The sequence below is a fragment of the Paenibacillus sp. VCA1 genome (genome assembly GCF_031583795.1).
Lineage (GTDB): Bacteria > Bacillota > Bacilli > Paenibacillales > Paenibacillaceae > Paenibacillus_AQ > Paenibacillus_AQ albilobatus.
Genome location: NZ_JAVLSX010000008.1, coordinates 208,518 through 227,514, shown reverse-complemented (window position 1 = coordinate 227,514; position 18,997 = coordinate 208,518). Strand labels below are relative to the sequence as shown.

Annotated in this window: 18 protein-coding genes; 3 read left to right on the top strand and 15 right to left on the bottom strand. The window is 55.2% G+C overall.

Features of this window, described 5'->3' with window-relative positions; all coding sequences use genetic code 11:
* The first annotated feature begins 56 nt into the window (after positions 1-56).
* A complete protein-coding gene (locus tag RJP21_RS19535) occupies positions 57-794 on the top strand; it encodes a GTP pyrophosphokinase (protein WP_160043680.1) in 738 nt (245 codons plus the stop codon).
* Positions 795-877: 83 nt separating this feature from the next.
* On the opposite strand, the gene RJP21_RS19530 is transcribed toward RJP21_RS19535, so the two are convergent.
* From RJP21_RS19530 to RJP21_RS19520, 3 genes are all read right to left on the bottom strand, one after another.
* Positions 878-1,384 (bottom strand): GNAT family N-acetyltransferase, encoded by a 507-nt coding sequence (locus RJP21_RS19530; protein WP_310860798.1) that lies wholly within the window; start codon positions 1,382-1,384, stop codon positions 878-880.
* A 257-nt stretch (positions 1,385-1,641) separates the two neighbouring features.
* Positions 1,642-1,926, bottom strand: a complete 285-nt coding sequence (locus tag RJP21_RS19525; RefSeq protein ID WP_310860797.1) for a hypothetical protein — start codon at positions 1,924-1,926, stop codon at positions 1,642-1,644.
* Between the two features lie 123 nt (positions 1,927-2,049).
* A complete protein-coding gene (locus RJP21_RS19520) occupies positions 2,050-3,936 on the bottom strand; it encodes a terpene cyclase/mutase family protein (RefSeq protein ID WP_310860796.1) in 1,887 nt (628 codons plus the stop codon).
* A 258-nt stretch (positions 3,937-4,194) separates the two neighbouring features.
* On the opposite strand from RJP21_RS19520, the gene RJP21_RS19515 reads away from it, so the two are divergent.
* Positions 4,195-4,857: a YitT family protein gene (locus RJP21_RS19515; protein WP_160043681.1), complete on the top strand. Its 663-nt coding sequence runs from the start codon at positions 4,195-4,197 to the stop codon at positions 4,855-4,857.
* A 4-nt stretch (positions 4,858-4,861) separates the two neighbouring features.
* Here RJP21_RS19515 and RJP21_RS19510 read toward each other — a convergent pair whose 3' ends face one another.
* The 9 genes from RJP21_RS19510 to RJP21_RS19470 all read right to left on the bottom strand — a co-directional run bounded on the left by RJP21_RS19510 (position 4,862) and on the right by RJP21_RS19470 (position 16,283).
* The gene (locus RJP21_RS19510) at positions 4,862-6,085 is read right to left on the bottom strand and encodes an MFS transporter (protein WP_310860878.1); all 1,224 of its coding nucleotides are present in this window, start codon (positions 6,083-6,085) and stop codon (positions 4,862-4,864) included.
* A gap of 148 nt (positions 6,086-6,233) precedes the next feature.
* Positions 6,234-6,551 carry a cupin domain-containing protein gene (locus RJP21_RS19505; protein WP_310860795.1) on the bottom strand — a complete coding sequence of 106 codons (318 nt, stop codon included), beginning with the start codon at positions 6,549-6,551 and terminating at the stop codon, positions 6,234-6,236.
* A 61-nt stretch (positions 6,552-6,612) separates the two neighbouring features.
* A complete protein-coding gene (locus RJP21_RS19500; RefSeq protein ID WP_310860794.1) occupies positions 6,613-8,958 on the bottom strand; it encodes a DUF4962 domain-containing protein in 2,346 nt (781 codons plus the stop codon).
* Positions 8,959-8,987: 29 nt separating this feature from the next.
* Positions 8,988-9,755, bottom strand: coding sequence for an SDR family NAD(P)-dependent oxidoreductase (locus RJP21_RS19495; RefSeq protein ID WP_310860793.1), 768 nt, complete (start codon positions 9,753-9,755; stop codon positions 8,988-8,990).
* On the bottom strand, positions 9,752-11,602 hold the full coding sequence (locus tag RJP21_RS19490; protein ID WP_310860877.1) for a cache domain-containing sensor histidine kinase: 1,851 nt from the start codon (positions 11,600-11,602) through the stop codon (positions 9,752-9,754). Before RJP21_RS19490 ends, RJP21_RS19495 begins: the two co-directional genes overlap by 4 nt.
* The gene (locus RJP21_RS19485; RefSeq protein ID WP_310860792.1) at positions 11,602-12,645 is read right to left on the bottom strand and encodes a response regulator; all 1,044 of its coding nucleotides are present in this window, start codon (positions 12,643-12,645) and stop codon (positions 11,602-11,604) included. The genes RJP21_RS19490 and RJP21_RS19485 overlap by 1 nt, the downstream gene beginning before the upstream one ends.
* Before the next feature lie 93 nt (positions 12,646-12,738).
* Complete coding sequence (locus RJP21_RS19480; protein WP_310860791.1) at positions 12,739-14,316, bottom strand: extracellular solute-binding protein; 1,578 nt, start codon at positions 14,314-14,316, stop codon at positions 12,739-12,741.
* A gap of 119 nt (positions 14,317-14,435) precedes the next feature.
* The gene (locus RJP21_RS19475) at positions 14,436-15,317 is read right to left on the bottom strand and encodes a carbohydrate ABC transporter permease (protein WP_310860790.1); all 882 of its coding nucleotides are present in this window, start codon (positions 15,315-15,317) and stop codon (positions 14,436-14,438) included.
* A gap of 39 nt (positions 15,318-15,356) precedes the next feature.
* Positions 15,357-16,283 (bottom strand): ABC transporter permease, encoded by a 927-nt coding sequence (locus RJP21_RS19470; RefSeq protein ID WP_310860876.1) that lies wholly within the window; start codon positions 16,281-16,283, stop codon positions 15,357-15,359.
* A gap of 497 nt (positions 16,284-16,780) precedes the next feature.
* On the opposite strand from RJP21_RS19470, the gene RJP21_RS19465 reads away from it, so the two are divergent.
* Positions 16,781-17,785 carry a phosphotransferase gene (locus RJP21_RS19465; protein WP_310860789.1) on the top strand — a complete coding sequence of 335 codons (1,005 nt, stop codon included), beginning with the start codon at positions 16,781-16,783 and terminating at the stop codon, positions 17,783-17,785.
* A gap of 171 nt (positions 17,786-17,956) precedes the next feature.
* Here RJP21_RS19465 and mazF read toward each other — a convergent pair whose 3' ends face one another.
* The 3 genes from mazF to RJP21_RS19450 form a co-directional block, all read right to left on the bottom strand.
* On the bottom strand, positions 17,957-18,298 hold the full coding sequence (gene mazF / locus RJP21_RS19460) for an endoribonuclease MazF (protein ID WP_310860788.1): 342 nt from the start codon (positions 18,296-18,298) through the stop codon (positions 17,957-17,959).
* Positions 18,292-18,522, bottom strand: a complete 231-nt coding sequence (locus RJP21_RS19455; protein WP_310860787.1) for an AbrB/MazE/SpoVT family DNA-binding domain-containing protein — start codon at positions 18,520-18,522, stop codon at positions 18,292-18,294. The genes mazF and RJP21_RS19455 overlap by 7 nt, the downstream gene beginning before the upstream one ends.
* 107 nt (positions 18,523-18,629) lie before the next feature.
* Entirely contained in the window at positions 18,630-18,995 is a 366-nt protein-coding gene (locus RJP21_RS19450) for a nucleoside triphosphate pyrophosphohydrolase (protein WP_310860786.1), read from the bottom strand.
* Between the last annotated feature and the right edge of the window lie 2 nt (positions 18,996-18,997).

The following is an 18,997-nucleotide window of genomic DNA, read 5'->3' as shown; positions in this document are numbered from 1 at the left end:
TCTCCAAAAAGCTTCATACTGAATATGTCGAATATGTACAGAAGGACGGTATTCCAATGGCAGACAATCCGATTGAACAAATGCGAATGATCCAAAAAGAGCTTAAACGTTTTATGATGAAATATAAGTTCGCTTTGCAGGAAGTGGAGACGAAAATCAAAATTTTGCAGGAAGAATTCCAAATGCTGCATGATTATAATCCGATCGAGCATACCAAATCCCGTTTGAAATCGCCGGAGAGCATTTTGAAGAAGCTGATGCGCAAAGGCGGGGCAAGCTCCCTCGAAGAAATCAAGGAGACCATCCGCGATATCGCGGGCATACGGATTACCTGCTCTTTTATTTCGGACATTTACAGAATCAGCGCGATGCTGCAAAACCAAAACGATTTGAAGACCCTTTCCGTCAAGGACTACATTAAAAATCCGAAACCAAACGGTTACAAAAGCCTTCATATGATCGTCGAAGTCCCCGTGTTCATGTCGGATCACGAGGAATCCATTTGCGTTGAAATCCAGATCCGTACCATTGCCATGGACTTCTGGGCGAGCCTGGAGCATAAAATCTTCTATAAATACTACGAAACCGTTCCGCAGCGTTTGATCGACGATCTGAAAAAAGCGGCGGACACCGCCTATGAGCTGGATACGACGATGGAGCAGCTTCATCACGAGATGGAGGACATCAAAAGGGCCAACCAATCCGACGGCAAAGAGGATTTTCAGCTGCTGATCGACAACCAGCCGTTTAGGATTCCGGAAAATCTGTTGAACATAATCTCGCCAAAATCTTAATACTCAATCGATCATACTCTCGTAAAATGCGAAAAACCGGACCATCAAGGTACCGGTTTTCCCTTTTTCATAGATGTGCAGTTCTAGTTATCTCCGCGATACGACCAGTGAATGAATTCCTCGTCCGTGCGATCGATGCGAAATCCCAGCTTTTCAAGCAGCTTCCGGGACGCGGTATTTCCCGGCTCGCATCTGGCGGTCACCTTTTTGACCTCGTCCTGTCTTGCCGCCCATGCCAATAACCCCGACGCGGCCTCGTGGCAGTAGCCTTTCCGCTGCTGGCTTTCGTTTGTCGCAAAACCGATCTCAATCATGCCATCTTCGTCCGGTTCGCCCAAAAAGCCGATGCCCCCTACGATTTCCCGATCTTCCTTCGTCACGACGATCCAGGAATCGAATCCGCGGGTTCCGTTATGTTTGACAAGCAGCTCCCGAAAAAAAGGCAGCGCCTCGTAGAAGTCCTGTCCCGGCCATTCGCCGCTCGTTTTATATCCTAACGCCTCAATCGCCCGTACATCCCGTTTCGCTGCCGCATCGATCAGATCCAGATCGAGCGTTTGCAGGATCAAGCGGTCGGTTTCAAGTTTCATAAAGTTTTCCCTGCCTCCTACAAAAAGGTTCCTTCAGCATGAGCGCCCCATGCTTCGGCTCATCCTATTTCTCCTTCGGCAGGCCGTAATCCTGCCCGTGTAGTCCGGATCAACCGCTTGTTTCTTTAAACCTAACCCTGTCCGGTCCCGAAAAAATCCTGTAAACGAACCCTTCGTACGGCATGCAACCCAATCCCGAAAAAAAAGACTGTTCGCAATCGAACAGCCTCCAGCTTTAACAAAGGCGGATCTTTTCTTCAGTATCTTCCCCACAGCATATTCCACATTTGTCTGCGGTGGAAGCGGTTTTGGGGATCGACGCCGCAGCCCATCAGCCATCTTGCGGCATTTTCGCGTTCGGCGGGGGACACGGGAACGCCCAAACAATCGGAAAGCCGGTCGATCATGCTGCAGCATTTGTGGTAGCATCGCAGGTCGTCGTATTTTTGGGCACGCAAAATGCCGCATACTTTATGAAAATAACGCGGGTCCATCATTTTGCGGCGGAAGGTTCCCATCAAGCGGGGGTCAAGCTGGGTCATGCATGTCGTCTCCTTTCAGGCAGGCTCCATGAAAACGTCTATCGCTAGACGGATAATCCAGCATATGCGAAGCCGGGAACCCGGACAGGGTAAACACCTGCAATCGCCGGAAAATGGGGCGTTTCAGCCGTTTTTGTACTTTTGCGTATAGTGACTGAGCGTAAGCAAAGGCCATATCCGCGGGTAGCTGTGATAACGGATGTAAAAATGGCCCGGCAGCCCGGCGCCCGTCGGGTACGCCGCCCGCTCCCCGCCGTCCTCCCGGTTCCAATCGATCAGCAGCGAAACGGCTTCGTCGATGACCTGCACCGGTCGGTCATGGACGGCAATCAGCGCATCCAGCGCCCATGCGGTATGGACGACCGTGGAATACGGAGCCTCCTTGTACGCTCTTGCCGCATCGCTTTTGCAGGATTCTCCCCAGCCCCCGTCCGGCAGCCTGACGCGCAGCAGCCAATCCACCGCCTTTTGGATCGCGGGATGCGCCGCAGGAACGCCCACGGCACGAAGGCCCGTCACCGCGGCCCATGTTCCGTATACGAAAGTGACTCCCCATCGCCCGTACCAGCTCCCGTCCCGCCGCTGCTTGTTCAGCAGCCACCGCACGGCCGCCTGCACACGGGGGTGGCGAAGGGTCAGCTTCACGTGATTTCCCAAAAACTCCAGCGTCCGCCCGGTCACGTCCGCCGCCGAAGGATCGTACGCCGTATCCGCGAAATTTTCGAGCGCAAACAGGCGCGTCATGGCGGAGGTGCTGTTCCGCTCGAAAGCGGCCCAACCTCCGTCGTCGTTTTGCATGTCGAACAAAAACGCTACGCCTTGGCGCCAAGCCTCCTCGCAGCCCGGATGCCGCTGGCCCGCGCACCGCGTCAACGCCCGCAGCGCCGCCTGCGTATCGTCCACGTCCGGATTCGCCGTGTTGCTCGCGGAAAAGCCCCAACCGCCCGCTGCGGCTTGGTGCCTGCCTGCTGCCCGCCGCTCCGGCGGTCTGCGGTGATGAACGGACAATAAAAATTCGGCCGCCAACCGGATGGTTTCATCCTGCGCCGAAAGACCGGCCTCCTGCAGCGCGTAGGAAGCAAGCGCCGTATCCCATACGGTGGACGGTGAATTTTGCAAATGCGCATCCCCTTCTTCGGTAACCGTAACAAACGACCGCAGCCCCCGCAGCGCCTGGGATATCACGGGAGAATCCGGCCGATAACCGAGCGCCAGCAGCGCGTAGATCATAAAAAACGTGGCGCTTGCGTAGCTGTACAGCGTTCCGTCGCCTTCAATCCGCTCCAGCATGTACCGTTCGGCCTTGCGGACCGCCCGGCTTGGCTTCGACCGCCCCAACATCCGGCCGCTCGTTTCCGGCGTCTTCCTTTTTTCGCCCTCCCGCCGCTCCAGCCGCTCCAGCTTGCGGTATTTTTTCGTGCCATACAGATGATGGATGTGAAGTCCGGAAGGGTGCGGCAATCGGAACTTGCAGTCTCCCAACACCAGAATCGGCGCAAAATGAGTTTTCACGTACGAACTCCAGCGATGGAAGCTAAGCGGCATCCATTGGGGCAGACGGATTAAAAACAGCGGCATGGGGCAAAAGGCGGGCCACGGATACAGCCCGTTCAGGGCAAGCATAAATTTCGTGGAAACATGGGCCTTTTCGACGCCGCCGCGGCCGCGGATGAAATCTTCGGCCCGTTTCATCGGCGGCTGTTCCCGGTCCATAAATCCGGATAACAGCAGTGCGGTATAAGCTTCGACGGTGGAGGACAAATGGCCGTCATCGTCGCCGTATTGCTTCCATTCGCCTCCCGGAGCCTGCGTCCGGGCAAGCCGCCCAGCCAGCCGCCGCATCAGCTTGGTTTCGTCCGGAAAAAGGGCGCTGAGCAGAAGGATCATGTACGCATCCGTCATCGGGCCGGTTTCGAAATCGTATGCCCATGCCCCGTCATGCCGCTGCTCGGACCGAATCCGAGATAGATAACGGCTGATTTCAGCTTCGACCTTCCGCATCATATTCATCACCGCTCCCTCATAACGGGTAAGAAATATCGCTCGAGTAGGTTAAACCGTTGTCCTTGATATTTCTTATCGTATGTGGGGAAAGCGGAATTGGTGGAGGTGTATACCCACCCGGCGCGCGAATCCGGCGGGCTTTGACCCCGATGAAACCGGCTTGCGATAAAATTTCCCGGCATTCCCTTCCCTAGACAAGCATAGGATATTAGCGATAGGCCTTGTCTGCTTTTATCATGTTCAGAAGGATGATAGCCCGTGAAAATGACGATGCTCTCCGGCCCCCATAAAGCTTTGTTTTACCGGAAGCTTCTCAAAAAATGGTTTCTGATCACCGCCGGTTCGATCGTGCAAGGTTTTGCCATGGCCGTGTTTTTGTTCCCCCACGACATTCCCTCCGGCGGCGGATCGGGGATTGCGGTTCTGTTGAATTACGCGTTCGGTATGCCGATGAGTCTCGGCTTCTGGTTCGCGAACTTTATCTTTTTGATTTGCACCGCCCCCTACCTCGGCAACACCAGCACCGTCGGGACGATTTATGTCATCACGGTCACGTCGGTTGCCGTCAACTTTTTCGAAGTGTACGTTAAACAGCCGTATCCCAACGTATGGATCGACTTGCTCATCGGTTCGGTTTTTCTTGGGACAGGCGTGGCCACGCTTATGAAGCAAAGGGTGTCCAACGGGGGGATCGGGTTCGCCGCCCTGGCGATTTACAAGTATAAAAAAATAAAACCCGGCACATCCCTGTTTTGGATGAACGGGTTTATATTCGGCCTGACGGCCTTGATCATCGACTGGAAAATCATCATTCTCGCCATCGCCTGCCAAATGGTGTCCACGCGGATCATCAATTGGATGCTGCGTTCCTCCCGGCCACGCATAAGACCGCGGTACGGATTCGCCTGGCGGAGCGGCAAAAAATAACCGCCTATCTGCCGCGAACCGGCTTCAGCAGGCCGACGGGCAATTTCCGCTTCGATTCAAAGCGTCCGCCGCCGGACGGCGTTCCTTCCTGATCGCCTTGATTCACCCGGATCATGAACAGCGCCAGCAGCCCGACCAAAAACGTCAGCCCGGCGATGGACAAAAACATGCCCAGACGCGACCAGCCCATCATCCAGCCGAACAGCGGCGGGCCGGCCGCCACGCCGAAGAAACGGACCGAACCGTACAAAGAGGTGACAAAACCCCTTCTTTCTTTGCCGACGGCTTTCGTAATAAAGCTGTTGATGCATGGCAGTACGAGCCCCGTGCCCAAGCTGCTGACGGCGAGAATCGAGATGAACAGCGTCAAATGCCCGATAAATGACAAAAGCACGTACGACACGGTCATCAGGGCAAACCCGAGGACTATGAGCCTTTTCATCAGCTTCTTGTTTTCGCCGATTTTGCTGCCGGTAATGTAGGAGGTCGTGCACATCACGAGCAGCGGGATGGCGAGCACAAGCCCTTTTACGACACCGACGATGTTATGGGGTTTCTCCAGTACGTCCGACAGGAAAAACAGGATGCCGAACAGCGCAAACAGGCACGTCGCGCCGGCCAGATAGGCCGTAAACAGCCAGCGGCCCTCATGCTTGAACACGCTCGCCAATCCGTGAATGTACTTTTTAAAAGGCGGCGGCTTCTTTTCGGTTTTTTTCTCTTTAATGAATAACCAGGTTAAAATAAGAGACGCAAGCATAACGACCGGAAATGCAAAAAATACGCCGTACCAGACGACCAGAGCGATCAGCGAGCCGAGGATCGGGGATACGACCTTGCCCATGCCGTTGGACGCCTCCACCAGCCCCAAAACCCTGCTTCCCTCGGCCCCCCGGAACAAATCGCCCGCCAGCGCCATGGCAATCGGAGTCGTCCCCGCCGCGCCAATGCCTTGAAGCGTTCGTCCGATCATAATCCACATGAAGGGATGCGAAAACATCGCTGCCCCAAGTCCGGCAAGGACGCCTCCGATGCCGTAAAGCAGCAGCGCCGGAAGGATGATCGCTTTTCGGGAAAGCCGGTCGGACAAATACCCCAGGATCGGGATGGCTAAAGCCGCCACAATCGAAAAAACGGTAATGGTCAAGCTGGCCTGGAAGGAAGAAATATGAAGCTCGGACCTCATTTTGGGCAGGATCGGAATAAGCATGGAGTTGCCCAGCGTCATAATGAGCGGAATCGAGCCGATCGCCACGATCGTCTTCGCCGATGAACGTTGTTCTGCCACGGTGAATTCTCCTTCGCAAGGAAATGCAAACCTTTCCCGTTTAGATTGTCCTTGCGCGGATGAGGTTATGCAGCCGTTTCCAAAGGCTTTAGGTTTTGATCAAGTCCGTCCGCAGCGGCGTGAAGCAATCGAGCAGCGCGCTTGGCTCCAGCGCCTTGGCGCCGTGCCTTGCTCCGCCGGGAATGACGATCGTTTCGCCGGCGGAAATGATGCGTTTGTCTCCGTCAATCGTAAATTCGACCCGCCCTTTCAGGCAGTAGGACAGCTGTTCATGCGGGTGGGCATGCTCGTAGCCTTCCGCCCCTTCCTCAAAATGAACCTCCATCATCATTAGCGAAGCCCCGGGCGGCATGATTTTGCGTCTAACGCCAGGCTCTGCGTCTTCCCATACGCCGATATTGCTCATAGGAATGCCTCCTCCTTCAGTTTGCTCGCGGCAAGTGGCCGCTTCGGTCGCTTCGTACCCGTTAAAACGCCTTTGGGATTTCGATCTTAAACGTTTTGCCGTTATCGGTAAGATACAAATTATAGCTGAACCCTTGGTCGTCCATAAAATAAGAAACGTACTTGCCGCGTTCATCGAGCCGTTTCGGCAGCAAAAGCGTGGCGATCCGGTGCGACGACGCTTCCTTCGTTTCGGCCGTCAGATGCCAATGCTTGTCGAGCCCTTCGATTTCCGCCGGATCGACGCGGGCAAATTCATTCGTTTGGCTGAGCGCCAGCTCGCCCGACGAGCTGAAGATGAACCGCCCCTCCATCAGCGCCCGTTTGCCGTTCACGTGAAAGGATTGCCCGCGCAAATCCATTTTGTGCAGCGTATGGAACAGCCATTGCACCCGGCCCGGCCGCTCCAGATCGACGGCGTCGACGACGACGAAATACGCATTTTGCACAAAATAAATTTCCCGCCTGTACTGCTTCAAATAAGGAACATGTTCCTGATACGCCTGCGTCGGGTTCATCCGGACGTACGCGTAATCCTTGCCTTGGCGCGCGTCTTCAACCTCGCCTTTGGCCGCGATATTCAGCGCCTTGTTCATGTCGGCGAACTGCCCTTGGCCGTCGATCAAAATGGCGTTTTTCGATCTCGTCTGCCTGCGCCAATGCAAATGCATGGAGCTGTTAAACGCGATGTAATAGCCGCTTTCCACCGCCAGCGGTTCGCCGTATGCATGCAGCATAAACGCGCCCTGGTCCCCGTGGCTGTGGCTGACCGAGCCGAAACGGCTGCTTTTGGCTACCAAAGAAATCTGCTCCTGCGGATCGTGCATCCGGTGATGCATCGCTACCCAGCCGACGTCGCGAAACCATTTGACCGGCTCGATGTCGGACGGCTCCACGGCCTGAACCCGGGGATAATTGCGGTAATAAAGCAAATCGTCGAAATGAAAATCCCACCAGCCGTAATTGTAGAACATCCGGTCCGCTTCCGGATTCCGGTCCTTCAGCTGCTCGTAATACCACTGGTACCAGCCGTTCCCCGTGATCCCGGCGTACTGGCGCATATTGTAACCGACCTTTTTGATGATGTCGTCCCCCAGCGTCGAGTTGTCGCCGAACGACGTCCGGGTCGATGTCGTCGGGCTGTAGCAGTAAAGCGGAAAATCGCCGGTATGGCGGAAAAAAGGCCGCTCGAACACGTTTAATCCGGCAAAGTTCTTTAGCAGATCAAGCGCTTCGGTCAAATAAGCCATGCCTGTCGTCCAGTAATGCGGACCCTCGGCCCAGCCGCCGTCGGCGCCGCCCCATGGGGAAAACAGCGTGTAATAATATTCGACCGTATAATCCAGCCACGCCTTCGCTTGCGGCTCGTCGTCGAACAGCGCGATGCAGCAGGGGACAAGCACCGAAGACAAGGAGCGGACCGCATGGCTGTCATACGGGATGTGATGGATTTTGGAGCGTTTGATCACATGGTCGGCTACCTGCTCCGTTCTGCGCAGCAGCCGCCCGCGCACCGTCTCCCGTTCGCTTTCGGTCAGCTGATCGTGCAGCCAGTCATATCCCCAGGCAAGCGCTCCCGCGATCCGAAAGGCGGCTTCATCGTTATAATCCCGGCATGTCGGCCCTTCCGGGTCCCAGGAGGCGGCGTGCAGCAGCCATGCTTTCGCTTTGGCAAGCACATCGGCATCCTGCAGCACGACGCCCGCGATGCTCAGATGCCGGATGGCGTACAGCACCTCCTGGCAGGCCAGATAACTTTCCCGCCATAACGCGGCCGTCCGGCGATGGCCCGGATACGGCCTCGGTTCCGTGATCAGCTCGCGCGTCAGCCATGGCTTGACGGAATGCTCGTAAAACGCGCGCCACCCGGTGCCCTCCGCATTCTCCGCGATGCTGCCGCGGTACGCGTCGATTTCGCCCGGCTGCAGCCACAGCCTCGGGTGGCCGCTCTGCACCCGGCGGTAACGGTCCGCCGCCGAAGCCAGCGGCGTCTCGGGCAGTCCCGCCGGTACATGGAAGGCGCGCACGACGCTCCATTCGGACTGCCCTCCCGCCGCGACGCTCCATTCGGATTGCCCGCCCGCGCCTCCTTCCGCTTCAAGCAGCGCGTACCGCCAGTAATAATCGCCCGGCTCCAAGGCCTCGTCCGGCGTGAAAAAGTTGTATCCTATAGGCTCGTACCTCTTTGTCGTTTCCGTCTGAAACGCTGCGGACGATGAGATTTCCAGCACGTACCGGTCATCCTCCAGCTTAGCCGGAATCCACGTGAAGCGCGGCGGATTCTCGTACAGCACGGTGTCTTCCCGCGGCGCATACTGAACGGTAAGGTCCCCGCTTACGGGCTGAAACAACGCATTTACTGCATTCATGCTTTTCCCCTCCATGTGCCATGTCGTCGTTAACGCATAAACAATCCGCCGTTCACTTCGATCGTCTCCCCGGTCAGGTAATCCGATAACGGCGACGCCAGGTACAACACCGCATTTGCCACGTCCTGCGGCGTGCCTTCCCGCCCAAGCGGGATCTTGGCGACGGTCGCGGCGCGGCCTTCGTCGGAGGTGAAGGTCGCATGGAAAGCCGTCTGCCCGATAAATCCCGGCGACACGCAGTTGACGTTGATGCGGTGTCCGGCCAGTTCCTTGGCCAACCCTTTGGAATAGGAAATGACCGCCGCCTTGCTCGCCGCATAAACCGATGCGCCGGGGCCGCCGCCGTCATGCGCCGCGATGGACGTCATGTTGACGATTTTTCCGCCTCCCCTGCGGATCATGCCGGGAATGACCAGCTTGCTTAAGAACACGCAGGACTTAAAGTTCACGTCCATGACCCGGTTGTAATGCTCCTCCGTCATGTCGACGTTCGGCACGCGTTTCACCAAATGGCCCGCATTGTTCACCAAAATATCGACCGGGACGCCAAACTCCGCCTGAACGGCTTCAACCATGGCCTCCAGCTGCCTTGTATCGGTCACGTCCGCCCTAAACGCGGCCGCTTTGCCGCCGGCTTCCGCAATGTCTGCGACCAACGCTTCCGCCTGCTCCCGGCCGCTGCGGTAATGTACGGCTACCGCGGTGCCGGCAGCGGCCAACGTCGTTGCGATCTCACGGCCGATCCCTGAGCTTGCCCCTGTCACAAGCGCGATTTTGCCATGCAAATCCACTGTCATCCCACCCTCTCTTCGTATATGCATGCCATGCTGCCGTCCAGCGGCAACGACATCGTAATGGCCGTCCCTTGTCCGGGGACGCTGTCGATCGTAAGACCGTAAGCTTCGCCGTACACCATTTGAATCCGGCGGTGCACGTTCATCAGGCCGAGACCGCCTTTATGATAGAGCGAACCCGTATCGGATTCGGCCAGCCGGTTCAGCCGCAGCTTTTCCCGCACGGAACGAAGCCGTTCCGCCGCCATGCCCGCCCCGTTGTCCTCCACGACGACGTGGAAACGCTCTTCCTCTATAAACGCGCCGATCCGAATCCGGTGGTGATCCTGAATGCCGTCGGGGAACGCATGCTGGAACATGTTCTCGATAAGCGGCTGCAAGGTCAGGCGCACCATTTTGTGCAGCAGCAGCTCCGGCGGGATCGCCACGTCCAGCTCGAATTCGCGCTGCGTCCGGTATTTCAGGATCGTCATATAGCTGAGCACATGCTTCAATTCGTTGACGACCGTAATTTCCGCCAAATTCGTCTGAAGCGCATACCGCAGCATGTGGGCCATCGCTTCGACGATCTCCATGATTTCTTCCGAGTCCTGGACGACGGCGTAACATTTGATCGTCTCCAGCGTGTTGTACAGGAAATGCGGGTTCATCTGCAGCTGCAATGCCTGAAACTCCGCTTTGTGCTGCTCCAGCGCGATCCGCTGCAAATTCAGCTCCGTTTTGTTGGAACGGATTTCGGCTTCGTACACCCGCTCGATCATCTCGGATAACCGCGTCAGCATCATGTTATAGCTGCGGATCAAAAAGCCGAACTCGTCCTGGCGCCCGTCATCGTCGATCGTTTTCCATTCGCCTTTATCCATCATGCGCATGTTCCGCACCAGCTTCTTGAGCGGCTGCACGAGCGAATTGCCGAACCGGCCGGCGAACCATAACGCGATCATGAGCGTAAACGCGCCGGCGATGACCGTCGTGTACCGGATGCTCATGATCGGCTCGCGCAGCTCGGACACCGGCACGGAGATGACCATCCGCCAATCGGCCGCATGCAGCCGCTGCGACACGTACATTCGCCGCTCGCCGTTCACCTTTGCCGTGAACGTGTCCCGGTCTCCCGCCAGCAGCTGACGTTTGATCTCCTCATTCATGTATTCATCCGCGGCAACCTGATTCGGTTGATCGACGAAATGGCCCTGTCCGTCCACGATGAAGGAATATCCCTTTTTCCCGAGATCCATCTGGCCCCACAGCTTCGATATTTCCTTCGTGTTCAGCTTCATTCCGAGAATGCCCCGGGGCTGGTGGGAGACGATCCCGCGCACGCGGCGGATGAACGTAATGTACTGGGCGTCCCCCGGGGCGACCGAAGCCGAATTGATCAGCGCCCCGAGCCCGTCCTTCGGGATTTGCCCTTCGATCAGCTCATAATACGCTTTGTAATCCTTCACTTCGTCCTGAATGATGTCTTTCGTCGTAATCGCCTTGCCGTCTTGATTGATAACATAGATCAGGTCGATCTGCGGGTAGATGATAAACGCCTGATCGAACACTTTGTTTTGAATCCGCTGGGACAATTCGTAATATTGGAAGCTGTTGTCCGGGTCCATCTCCATGAACTGGAGCACGTCCCGGTCGGATAAAATCGTTTTGCTCGCATTGTCAAAGGTTTGCAAATACAAATCCGTATGGTACGCGGCATGCGCGATCATTTGCGATAAATACCGCTCCAGCTGGCGATCCAGCAGCTTCGAGGACTGGACGTACGTGATGGCGCCGACCACCGACAACGAAATGACGATAAGCACCGTAAAATAAAAGAAGATGCGGTGCGATATGCTTTTGCCGAACATCAAGACGAAATCCCCAGCTTCTGCCGGTATTCGGAGGGCGAAATGCCCTCGTATTTTTTGAAGGTTTTCGTGAAGTTGGAGTGGTCGGCGTATCCAACCGCATAAGAGATGTCCGTGATCCGGTGCCGCTCTTCGCCCAGCATCCGCTTGGCGTATTCCATGCGCCGTTTCGTGCGGTATTGGACGAAGGTCTCCCCGGTCATCTGCTTGAACATGACGCTGAAATAATTCGGATGCAGCCCGAGCAGTTCGGCCACCTCCTCCAGCGAGACCTCGCTGGCGAGGTTGCGTTCGATATACGCCTTGGCCTCTTCGATCGGGTCCTTCAGCTTGCCTTTCCTCCGCCGATGCAGGCTTTCCAGCGTCTGACCGACGCTGTCCTCGAAGCGGCTCCAGGCATCCGCAAACGGCAGACCGCGCTCCAGATGCAGGCATTCGGCAAGCGGAATATGGACATCCCTTGCTTTCAGCTTTTTCATCAGCAGCGCATAAAACTCTTCGAGCATTTCGGTCTTCTCGGCATCATGCAGCCGGTAACCCGAAATCTCGTCCGCCCATGACTGCAGCAGCTCCTGCGCCTGCTCGCGGTCCACGTAATAGATCGCCTGGTCGAAGCGTTCCAGCCATTCGTCGATTTTGGCCACCGACAAATAGGCGGAGCGCCCGAGTTTGGACGCACGCTGCACGAGCCGCCCCAGCGTATCATGCAGCTGCCTTTTGCCGATCGGTTTCAGCAGGTACTCCCTTACCCCGTAGCTCATGCAGGTCTGGGCATACGTAAAATCGTCGTACCCCGAAATGACGACCGTCTGTACGGGAACGTCCATTTCGGCGAGTTTTTCGCATAACGCCAGGCCGTCCATAACGGGCATGCGGATATCCGTGAATACGAAATCGGGGAGCTCTTCCCGGACCGCCTCCAGCGCTTCCGCTCCGTTGGCGGCCTCGCGGATGGATGAAACCGGAACCCCGGATTGCCGAATGAATACGGTCAGGCCTTTCAAAATCATGGGTTCGTCATCAACAATGAGAATGCGATACATCCGATGGAACAGCTCCTTTCGATTTCGTTCATCCGGTATAGGCCGGGGTTTAGCTAAGACACCTGCTTCGTCCAAAGGCCGGCTAGAGCCGGTTTATTTGCGCGGCAGGAATACGCCTTCTTTTTTCTGGAACCGTTCGTTCGCTTCGGCCAGCACGTCTTTGCCGCCTTTCGATTTCCACTCCTCGATCACCTTCGGCCAATTTTCGATCGGCTCCTGTCCGTACACCATTTTCACCATATGCGTGATGAGGACCGGCGGCGGCGTATCCGACAGCGGCGTAATGTCCGGGTTCTTTTTAAGCGCTTCCAATCTCGGCTCGAATTCCATGCCGTCGCGGCCTTCGTTCGCGAGAATGTTATCGAACACGCTCATCAGGTTCCGGCCTTCTTCCGTCAGGCTGAGCGAACCTTTGTTATAAGTCGTATCCTGCACGAGCCACAAAAACGACTGGCGGTAACGTTCTTCGTCGACGGCCTGGGCATCGGTCGGCTGCTTGTAGTCGATTTTGTCGCCGTTCATCGTGTAGTTCTCGCCTTCGACCCCGAACGTGAAGAACTTCTCCGCTTCGTCGGACACCATCCAGTCGAGGAATTGAACGACCTTCTCCGGATGTTTGTATTTGGCGTTGATGAAATAGGAGCGGTTGACGTCCCCGTACAAATAATATCCGCCTTTGCCGTCGGGTCCGACCGGAGACGGAATGATTTCCAGCTTCGCGTTCGGCACCGACTCCTTCAGCTGGGTTTCCCACTGGATCAGCTCGTTGGCGTTCATCGACCAGATGCCGGCTTTGCCCGCCAGGATCGTGTTTTTGAACGTCGTCGGATTGATCGTCGCGAACTCTTTATTGATCAGCCCTTCATCGTACATCGTTTTATACGTGGAGAGCGCTTTCATCATGTTTTCCGAATCGAAAAACTTCGGCTGCACCTCGCCGTTCGCTTCTTCAAACTGGCTTAAATACGGGAATACGTCGTACGCACCAAAGAATGTATCCGCATATTTGAAATCCTGCCTTCCCATGTACGGGTTCTCCACGCCGAGCTTTTTGAAGGCGCGCAGCACGTTCAAATACTCGTCGACCGTCTTCGGCACGGGCAGTCCCGTCTGATCCAGCAAATCCTTGCGAATCCACGTCGCCCGGCGGGAAGGGTTGGACAGCCATTCCGGGATACCATAAATTTTACCTTGATAGGTCATGCGATTCCAAGCTTCCTTCGGAATTTTCTTGAGCAGGTTCTGTCCATACTGCTGCAGCAAATCGTCGAGCGGCATGAATACGCCGGCTTCCACGGAACCCGCCATTTCTTTGCCCGTCACGCCGCCCTGGCCCTGCACCACGTCCGGAATGTCGTTCGTCGCGAACATTTGCGCCATTTTCTGCTCGTATTCCTTATGCGGCACGAGACGGATATCCAAATCCGTTTTGGTCAGCTCTTCGAGCCGTTTCACCCATTTGTCCTGGTTGATATCGGGCGATTTCTCGACATGTCCGAAGTTGAGCGTCCGCAAGGAAATCGAAAACTTCGTGACCTCATCCGCTGCCGCCTGCTTCGTTTCTTCCTTGCTTTCCCCCTGCCCGCCGGACGTCTCCTGTTTTCCCGAGCATCCCGCCAGCAGCCCTGCAGCCATAACGCCCGCCAGCAGCAAGCTTGCCCATTTTTTCATGTTATCCCCTCTTCTCAAAAAATGATGTTTGCAGGTCATGGATGATTTTCGCTAGCCAGATTGTATCGTTAAAGCCCCAGCAACCGTGAGGGAGCAACTTCATGTGCGCTGGGCATTTTTTAAGATTTGACCGCTCCGAGCGTAAGCCCTTTCACGAAATGCCTTTGCAAAAACGGGTAAATCAAAATGATCGGCAGCGTTGCGATGATGATCGTCGCCATCTTGATGCCTTCCGGGGACATAAACGCCAAATCGCTGAACTGCGATGCGCCGGGGTCAATACTGATATCGTCCGTTTCGAACATTTTTTTCAGCTTCACCTGCAGCGGCCACCATTTCGGCTGATCGATGTAATACAGCGCGTTCATGTAGGCGTTCCAATGTCCCACCGCGTAAAAAATGCCGAGCGACGCCATCACCGGCTTGGACAACGGCACGACCATGCTCATCATGATTCTCAGCTCGCCGCATCCGTCGATGCGCGCGGAATCGATCACCTCGGCCGGAAGCTGCTTGAAAAACGAGTGCATCACGAAAAAGTTGAACGCACTGATCGCTCCCGGCAGAATCAGCGCCCATGGCGTGTTCATCAGGTGCAGGTTTTTGATCAAAATAAAGTTCGGAATAAGCGGCGCGCTGAAAATCATCGTCACCAGCACCAGCAGCACGACGATCCGCCTGCCCACGTATTCCTGCCGCGATACCGGATAAGCCAGCGTCGCCGTGGCGACCAGATTGACCAGCGTACCTGCAACCGTGATGAACACCGAGACGGCAAAGGAGCGCCAAATGGACGCGTCGCTGAACACGTATTCGTAATTGATCAGCGTGAATTCGATCGGCCAAAAGGTGACCTTTCCCGACGTGATCGCCGCCGAGGAGCTGAAGGACTGCGCGATCACGTTCAGGAACGGCAGGAACATGACCAGCCCAAGTATCGTCAAAAACAAAATATTAAACGCGTTAAACGTTTTGTAGCCGCCGGACATTTTCCGGTTCATGGGTCCTCCTCCTCTTCATCGGGATGTTGCTAAAATCCTCTAATACAGGCTTTCGCCCGTCGTCTTTTTGCTGAAGAAGTTCCCCGCCATCACGAGCACCAAGCCGACCACGGACTTGAACAGCCCGACCGCCGTCGTGTAGCTGTACTGCTGGGACAACAGGCCCGCCCGGTAGATGTACGTGTCCAAAATTTCGCCGTTTTCCGTGTTCAGCGCGTTGAGGAACACCCATACCCGTTCAAACCCGAAATCCAGGAACTTGCCGATATGCAGCAGGAACAAAATCATGATGGTCGGGAGGAGCGCCGGGAGCGTGATTTTCAGCGTCTGCTTCCAGCGGTTCGCCCCGTCGATTTCCGCCGCCTCGTACAGCTCCGGGTTGATCCCCGCCAAAGCCGCCAGGTACAAAATCGTGCCGTACCCCGTATCGCGCCAAATGCCCGAGCCGACCAGCACGCTGCGGATGTAATGGTTATCGCCTAAAAAATAGAGCGGGTCGATGCCGAACAACACGAGCAGCTGATTGAGAATGCCCGTGGCGGGCGACAAAATGGCGACAGACATGCCGGCGATGACGACCCAGGACAGGAAGTGGGGCATGTACACGACGGTTTGGACCACCCTTTTAAAAATGACAAGCCGCAGTTCATTGAGCAAAATGGCCAAAATGATCGGCGCCGGAAACGCGATGACAAGGTCGTACAGCCCGATCAGCACCGTGTTTTTCAAAATCCGCAAAAAATCGTAATGCTCGAACATCGTCTTGAAATGCGCAAAACCCACCCACTCGCTGCCGGTAAACCCTTTAAAAATGTTGTAGTCCTGAAACGCGATGATCGAGCCGCCAAGCGGAATGTACTTGAAAATGAGAAAATACAAAATGCCGGGGAGCGAAATGATGTACAGCGCCTTATACTTCCACATCAGCCGGGCGATGCCGCCGCTCCTGGCACGTCTTCGCCCCATGCCAGGGGGCAGCGCTTCGGCCGCTTCGGGTTTCATTGACATATCGTTCCTCCTTCTGCCGCATGGGAATAGGTTAGAGACTCAAAAGTTTTCGGATTTTGCCAAATCCTCTACTTTCATACTAACGGCGGAAGGCGGGATGCTCCATGGCTGGATTCTTTGTGGGCTGGTGATTTTTTAAGGTGGAAAAAAGGGATGGATCGGAAGGAGGCGTTGCCAAAAAAATGCACCCCTTAAGAGCGTGCCGGATGAACTGATGCTTGGGTTCCTGCTTCGCCTTTAAAAGGTGCTATCGAAAAATATTAAAAAGCGGATGTGAACGCTAGACTTGCCGCCATATCCCCTTTACGGATGATTGCAAGAAAAATGGGCTGTTCATGGGAAGAGTTACAGGCGTGCATCCATACACTCCCTGTTGGGACGAATAGGATAGGATCAAACGTCCATCGTCGCTCCTCGGGGCAGCATGGCCGTGATCGCTGAAGGGAGTGCTTTCCATGCCCGTTCCATATCCACGCTCGCAAATTCGCGGCATCGCCCGCCAATTCGGATTGAACATGATTTCCTCGGCGCCGATGCCGTCCCTTTACCGTAAACATGCCGTGATTCGCATGCAAACGGAAACGGGAACCTATGCGCTAAAACCCTTTATCAGAAGCGAGCTTCTTCGCACGAGCACCGTGAAACAAATGAATTCAGCCGCAGATGATGTCAGGCATTTGATGAACAGCGGGTACTTGAACATGCCGCCGTGGCTTCCGGCGAATTCAGGCAAGCTGTGGATTCTGGATCGGGGAAGGCCTTTCTACGTCACGGCATGGATCGAAGGGCGCCCCATACAAACGGCGCAGGACTTTGAGCAGCTCGGGCAGGCTTTAGCCGCGCTTCATGCCATCCCCCCGGGAAAGGCCGGTCTCAAACGGGCTCCCGCCCTTGAACAAATTCGGTTATGGAAAACAAAGGATTCCTTCTTCCGCAAAACGACGGCGCGTTTGCATCAAAAAGGGAGATACCGAAGATGGATCGAAACGTACGGCAAAGCCTGCACATCGCTTTCGGAACGGGCATGGAGCGAGCTCGCCACCCTGGAGACGATCCGGCTCATCAAGGACGAAGCCGCTCGTCCCTCATTCGTTCACAACGACGTCACGATGCCGAATGTCATCCTTTCCGGCGACGGCCGTCTCTTTCTCATCGACTGGGACCGGATTCGGCTGGGCTCGGCCTTTATCGATACGGCCAAGGCGATCAAAAACACGACCCAATTCAATCCCGAGTTCATCCAATCGTTTCTGACAGGGTACGAACAACACCGGCCATTAGGCAAGGCTGCACGAAAAACCATCGCAGCCCTTTATGCGCTGCCGCTGGAAGTTTGGTCCGCTTTCCGATTCCCTTCCCGCGCAGGCAGCCGGCAAATGCTGCGTACGATAGATCGGACGTGGCAGCAGCGGATAAAGGCGGTGGAGTTTATGGATGCGTGGGCGGGGTTAGGGGAGTGAGGAGCGTGTATGCCGTAATAATGGCAGCAGAGGCTTCTATGATCATAAACGACCGGAGCGAAAGTTAAACAAGCTGACGCCGGTAAAGTGCCGAAGCCAGCTTGTATCCTGGAGCTTTTTTCGTTGTCCACTAAATGGGGTCTTGACCAAGGTCTCGGAAGCTTTATTTTGTCAGAGGATTAGCAAGCTCAGTTTTGAAATAACTTCGGAGAGGGTTTTGGGCGGAACTTTGCAGATGAACATCGCTTGACGGGACTGCCAGTCGAGGCTCTTGACCTGATCGGCAAGGATTACTCCATCAATCGGCAAATCTTGCGGAATAATGACTTCAAAGGGGTAGCCTTTTCTCCTTGAGGTTATCGGACATAACAAGGAAAGTCCAACCTTTCCATTATAGGCTGCAGGAGATATCACTAGAGCCGGACGCCTGCCTGCCTGTTGATGCCCTGTCTGTGGGTTGGACTGCAACCAAACCAAGTCGCCGCGACCCGGTATATAATCGTTATTTACCATGCTTCCCGACCCTTCGGATCTCCTGTCGACACCTCTTCATGAAGGTTCTCAGGAGTAACTTGAGCAAGAAGCTCCCCCAGTGTAGTGGACTTTGGCTTGATTACCAAATGACCGTTTTCTACATCGAGATCGATCTCCGACCCTTCCTCCAGACCAACCTTCAAAGCAAGGGATTTCGGGATGCGAATGCCTAGACTATTGCCCCACTTTTGCACATGAAACATGGAACCGCCCCCTAAAAAATGTATATACAAAGTATATACTCAATATGACATAAAGTCAAATTTGGGTCCTTTGCCTTTATGAGTTATGCGTTTCCTATTTCCGGCATTTAGTCTTCCGCCTCGATCAGCAGGATGCGCTCCCGAAATCCGCCCCGCTTCTGCGCTTTTTCGTCACTCACCTGATTCAAATCCTGCTCCGTGGCCCCATGGACGGACGCCAAAGCATAAATCACCTCAAGCATAACCGCCAGCTCCTCGACGGCTTCCCGATCCGTTTTTGCCGATATGTATTCCTGATGCTCTTCCTGCAGCCTTTTTCTTAATTCAGCAGCATAAGTTTCCTTGTCCAGCATCTGGATCGTGTATTGCTTCCCCTGCGCGCCGATGATGTCCGGGATCAAATCCCGTACAAGCTTGTTGTATACCGCATGATGTTTTTCTGGTTCATGGATGTCTTTTTTACGTACACTCATCT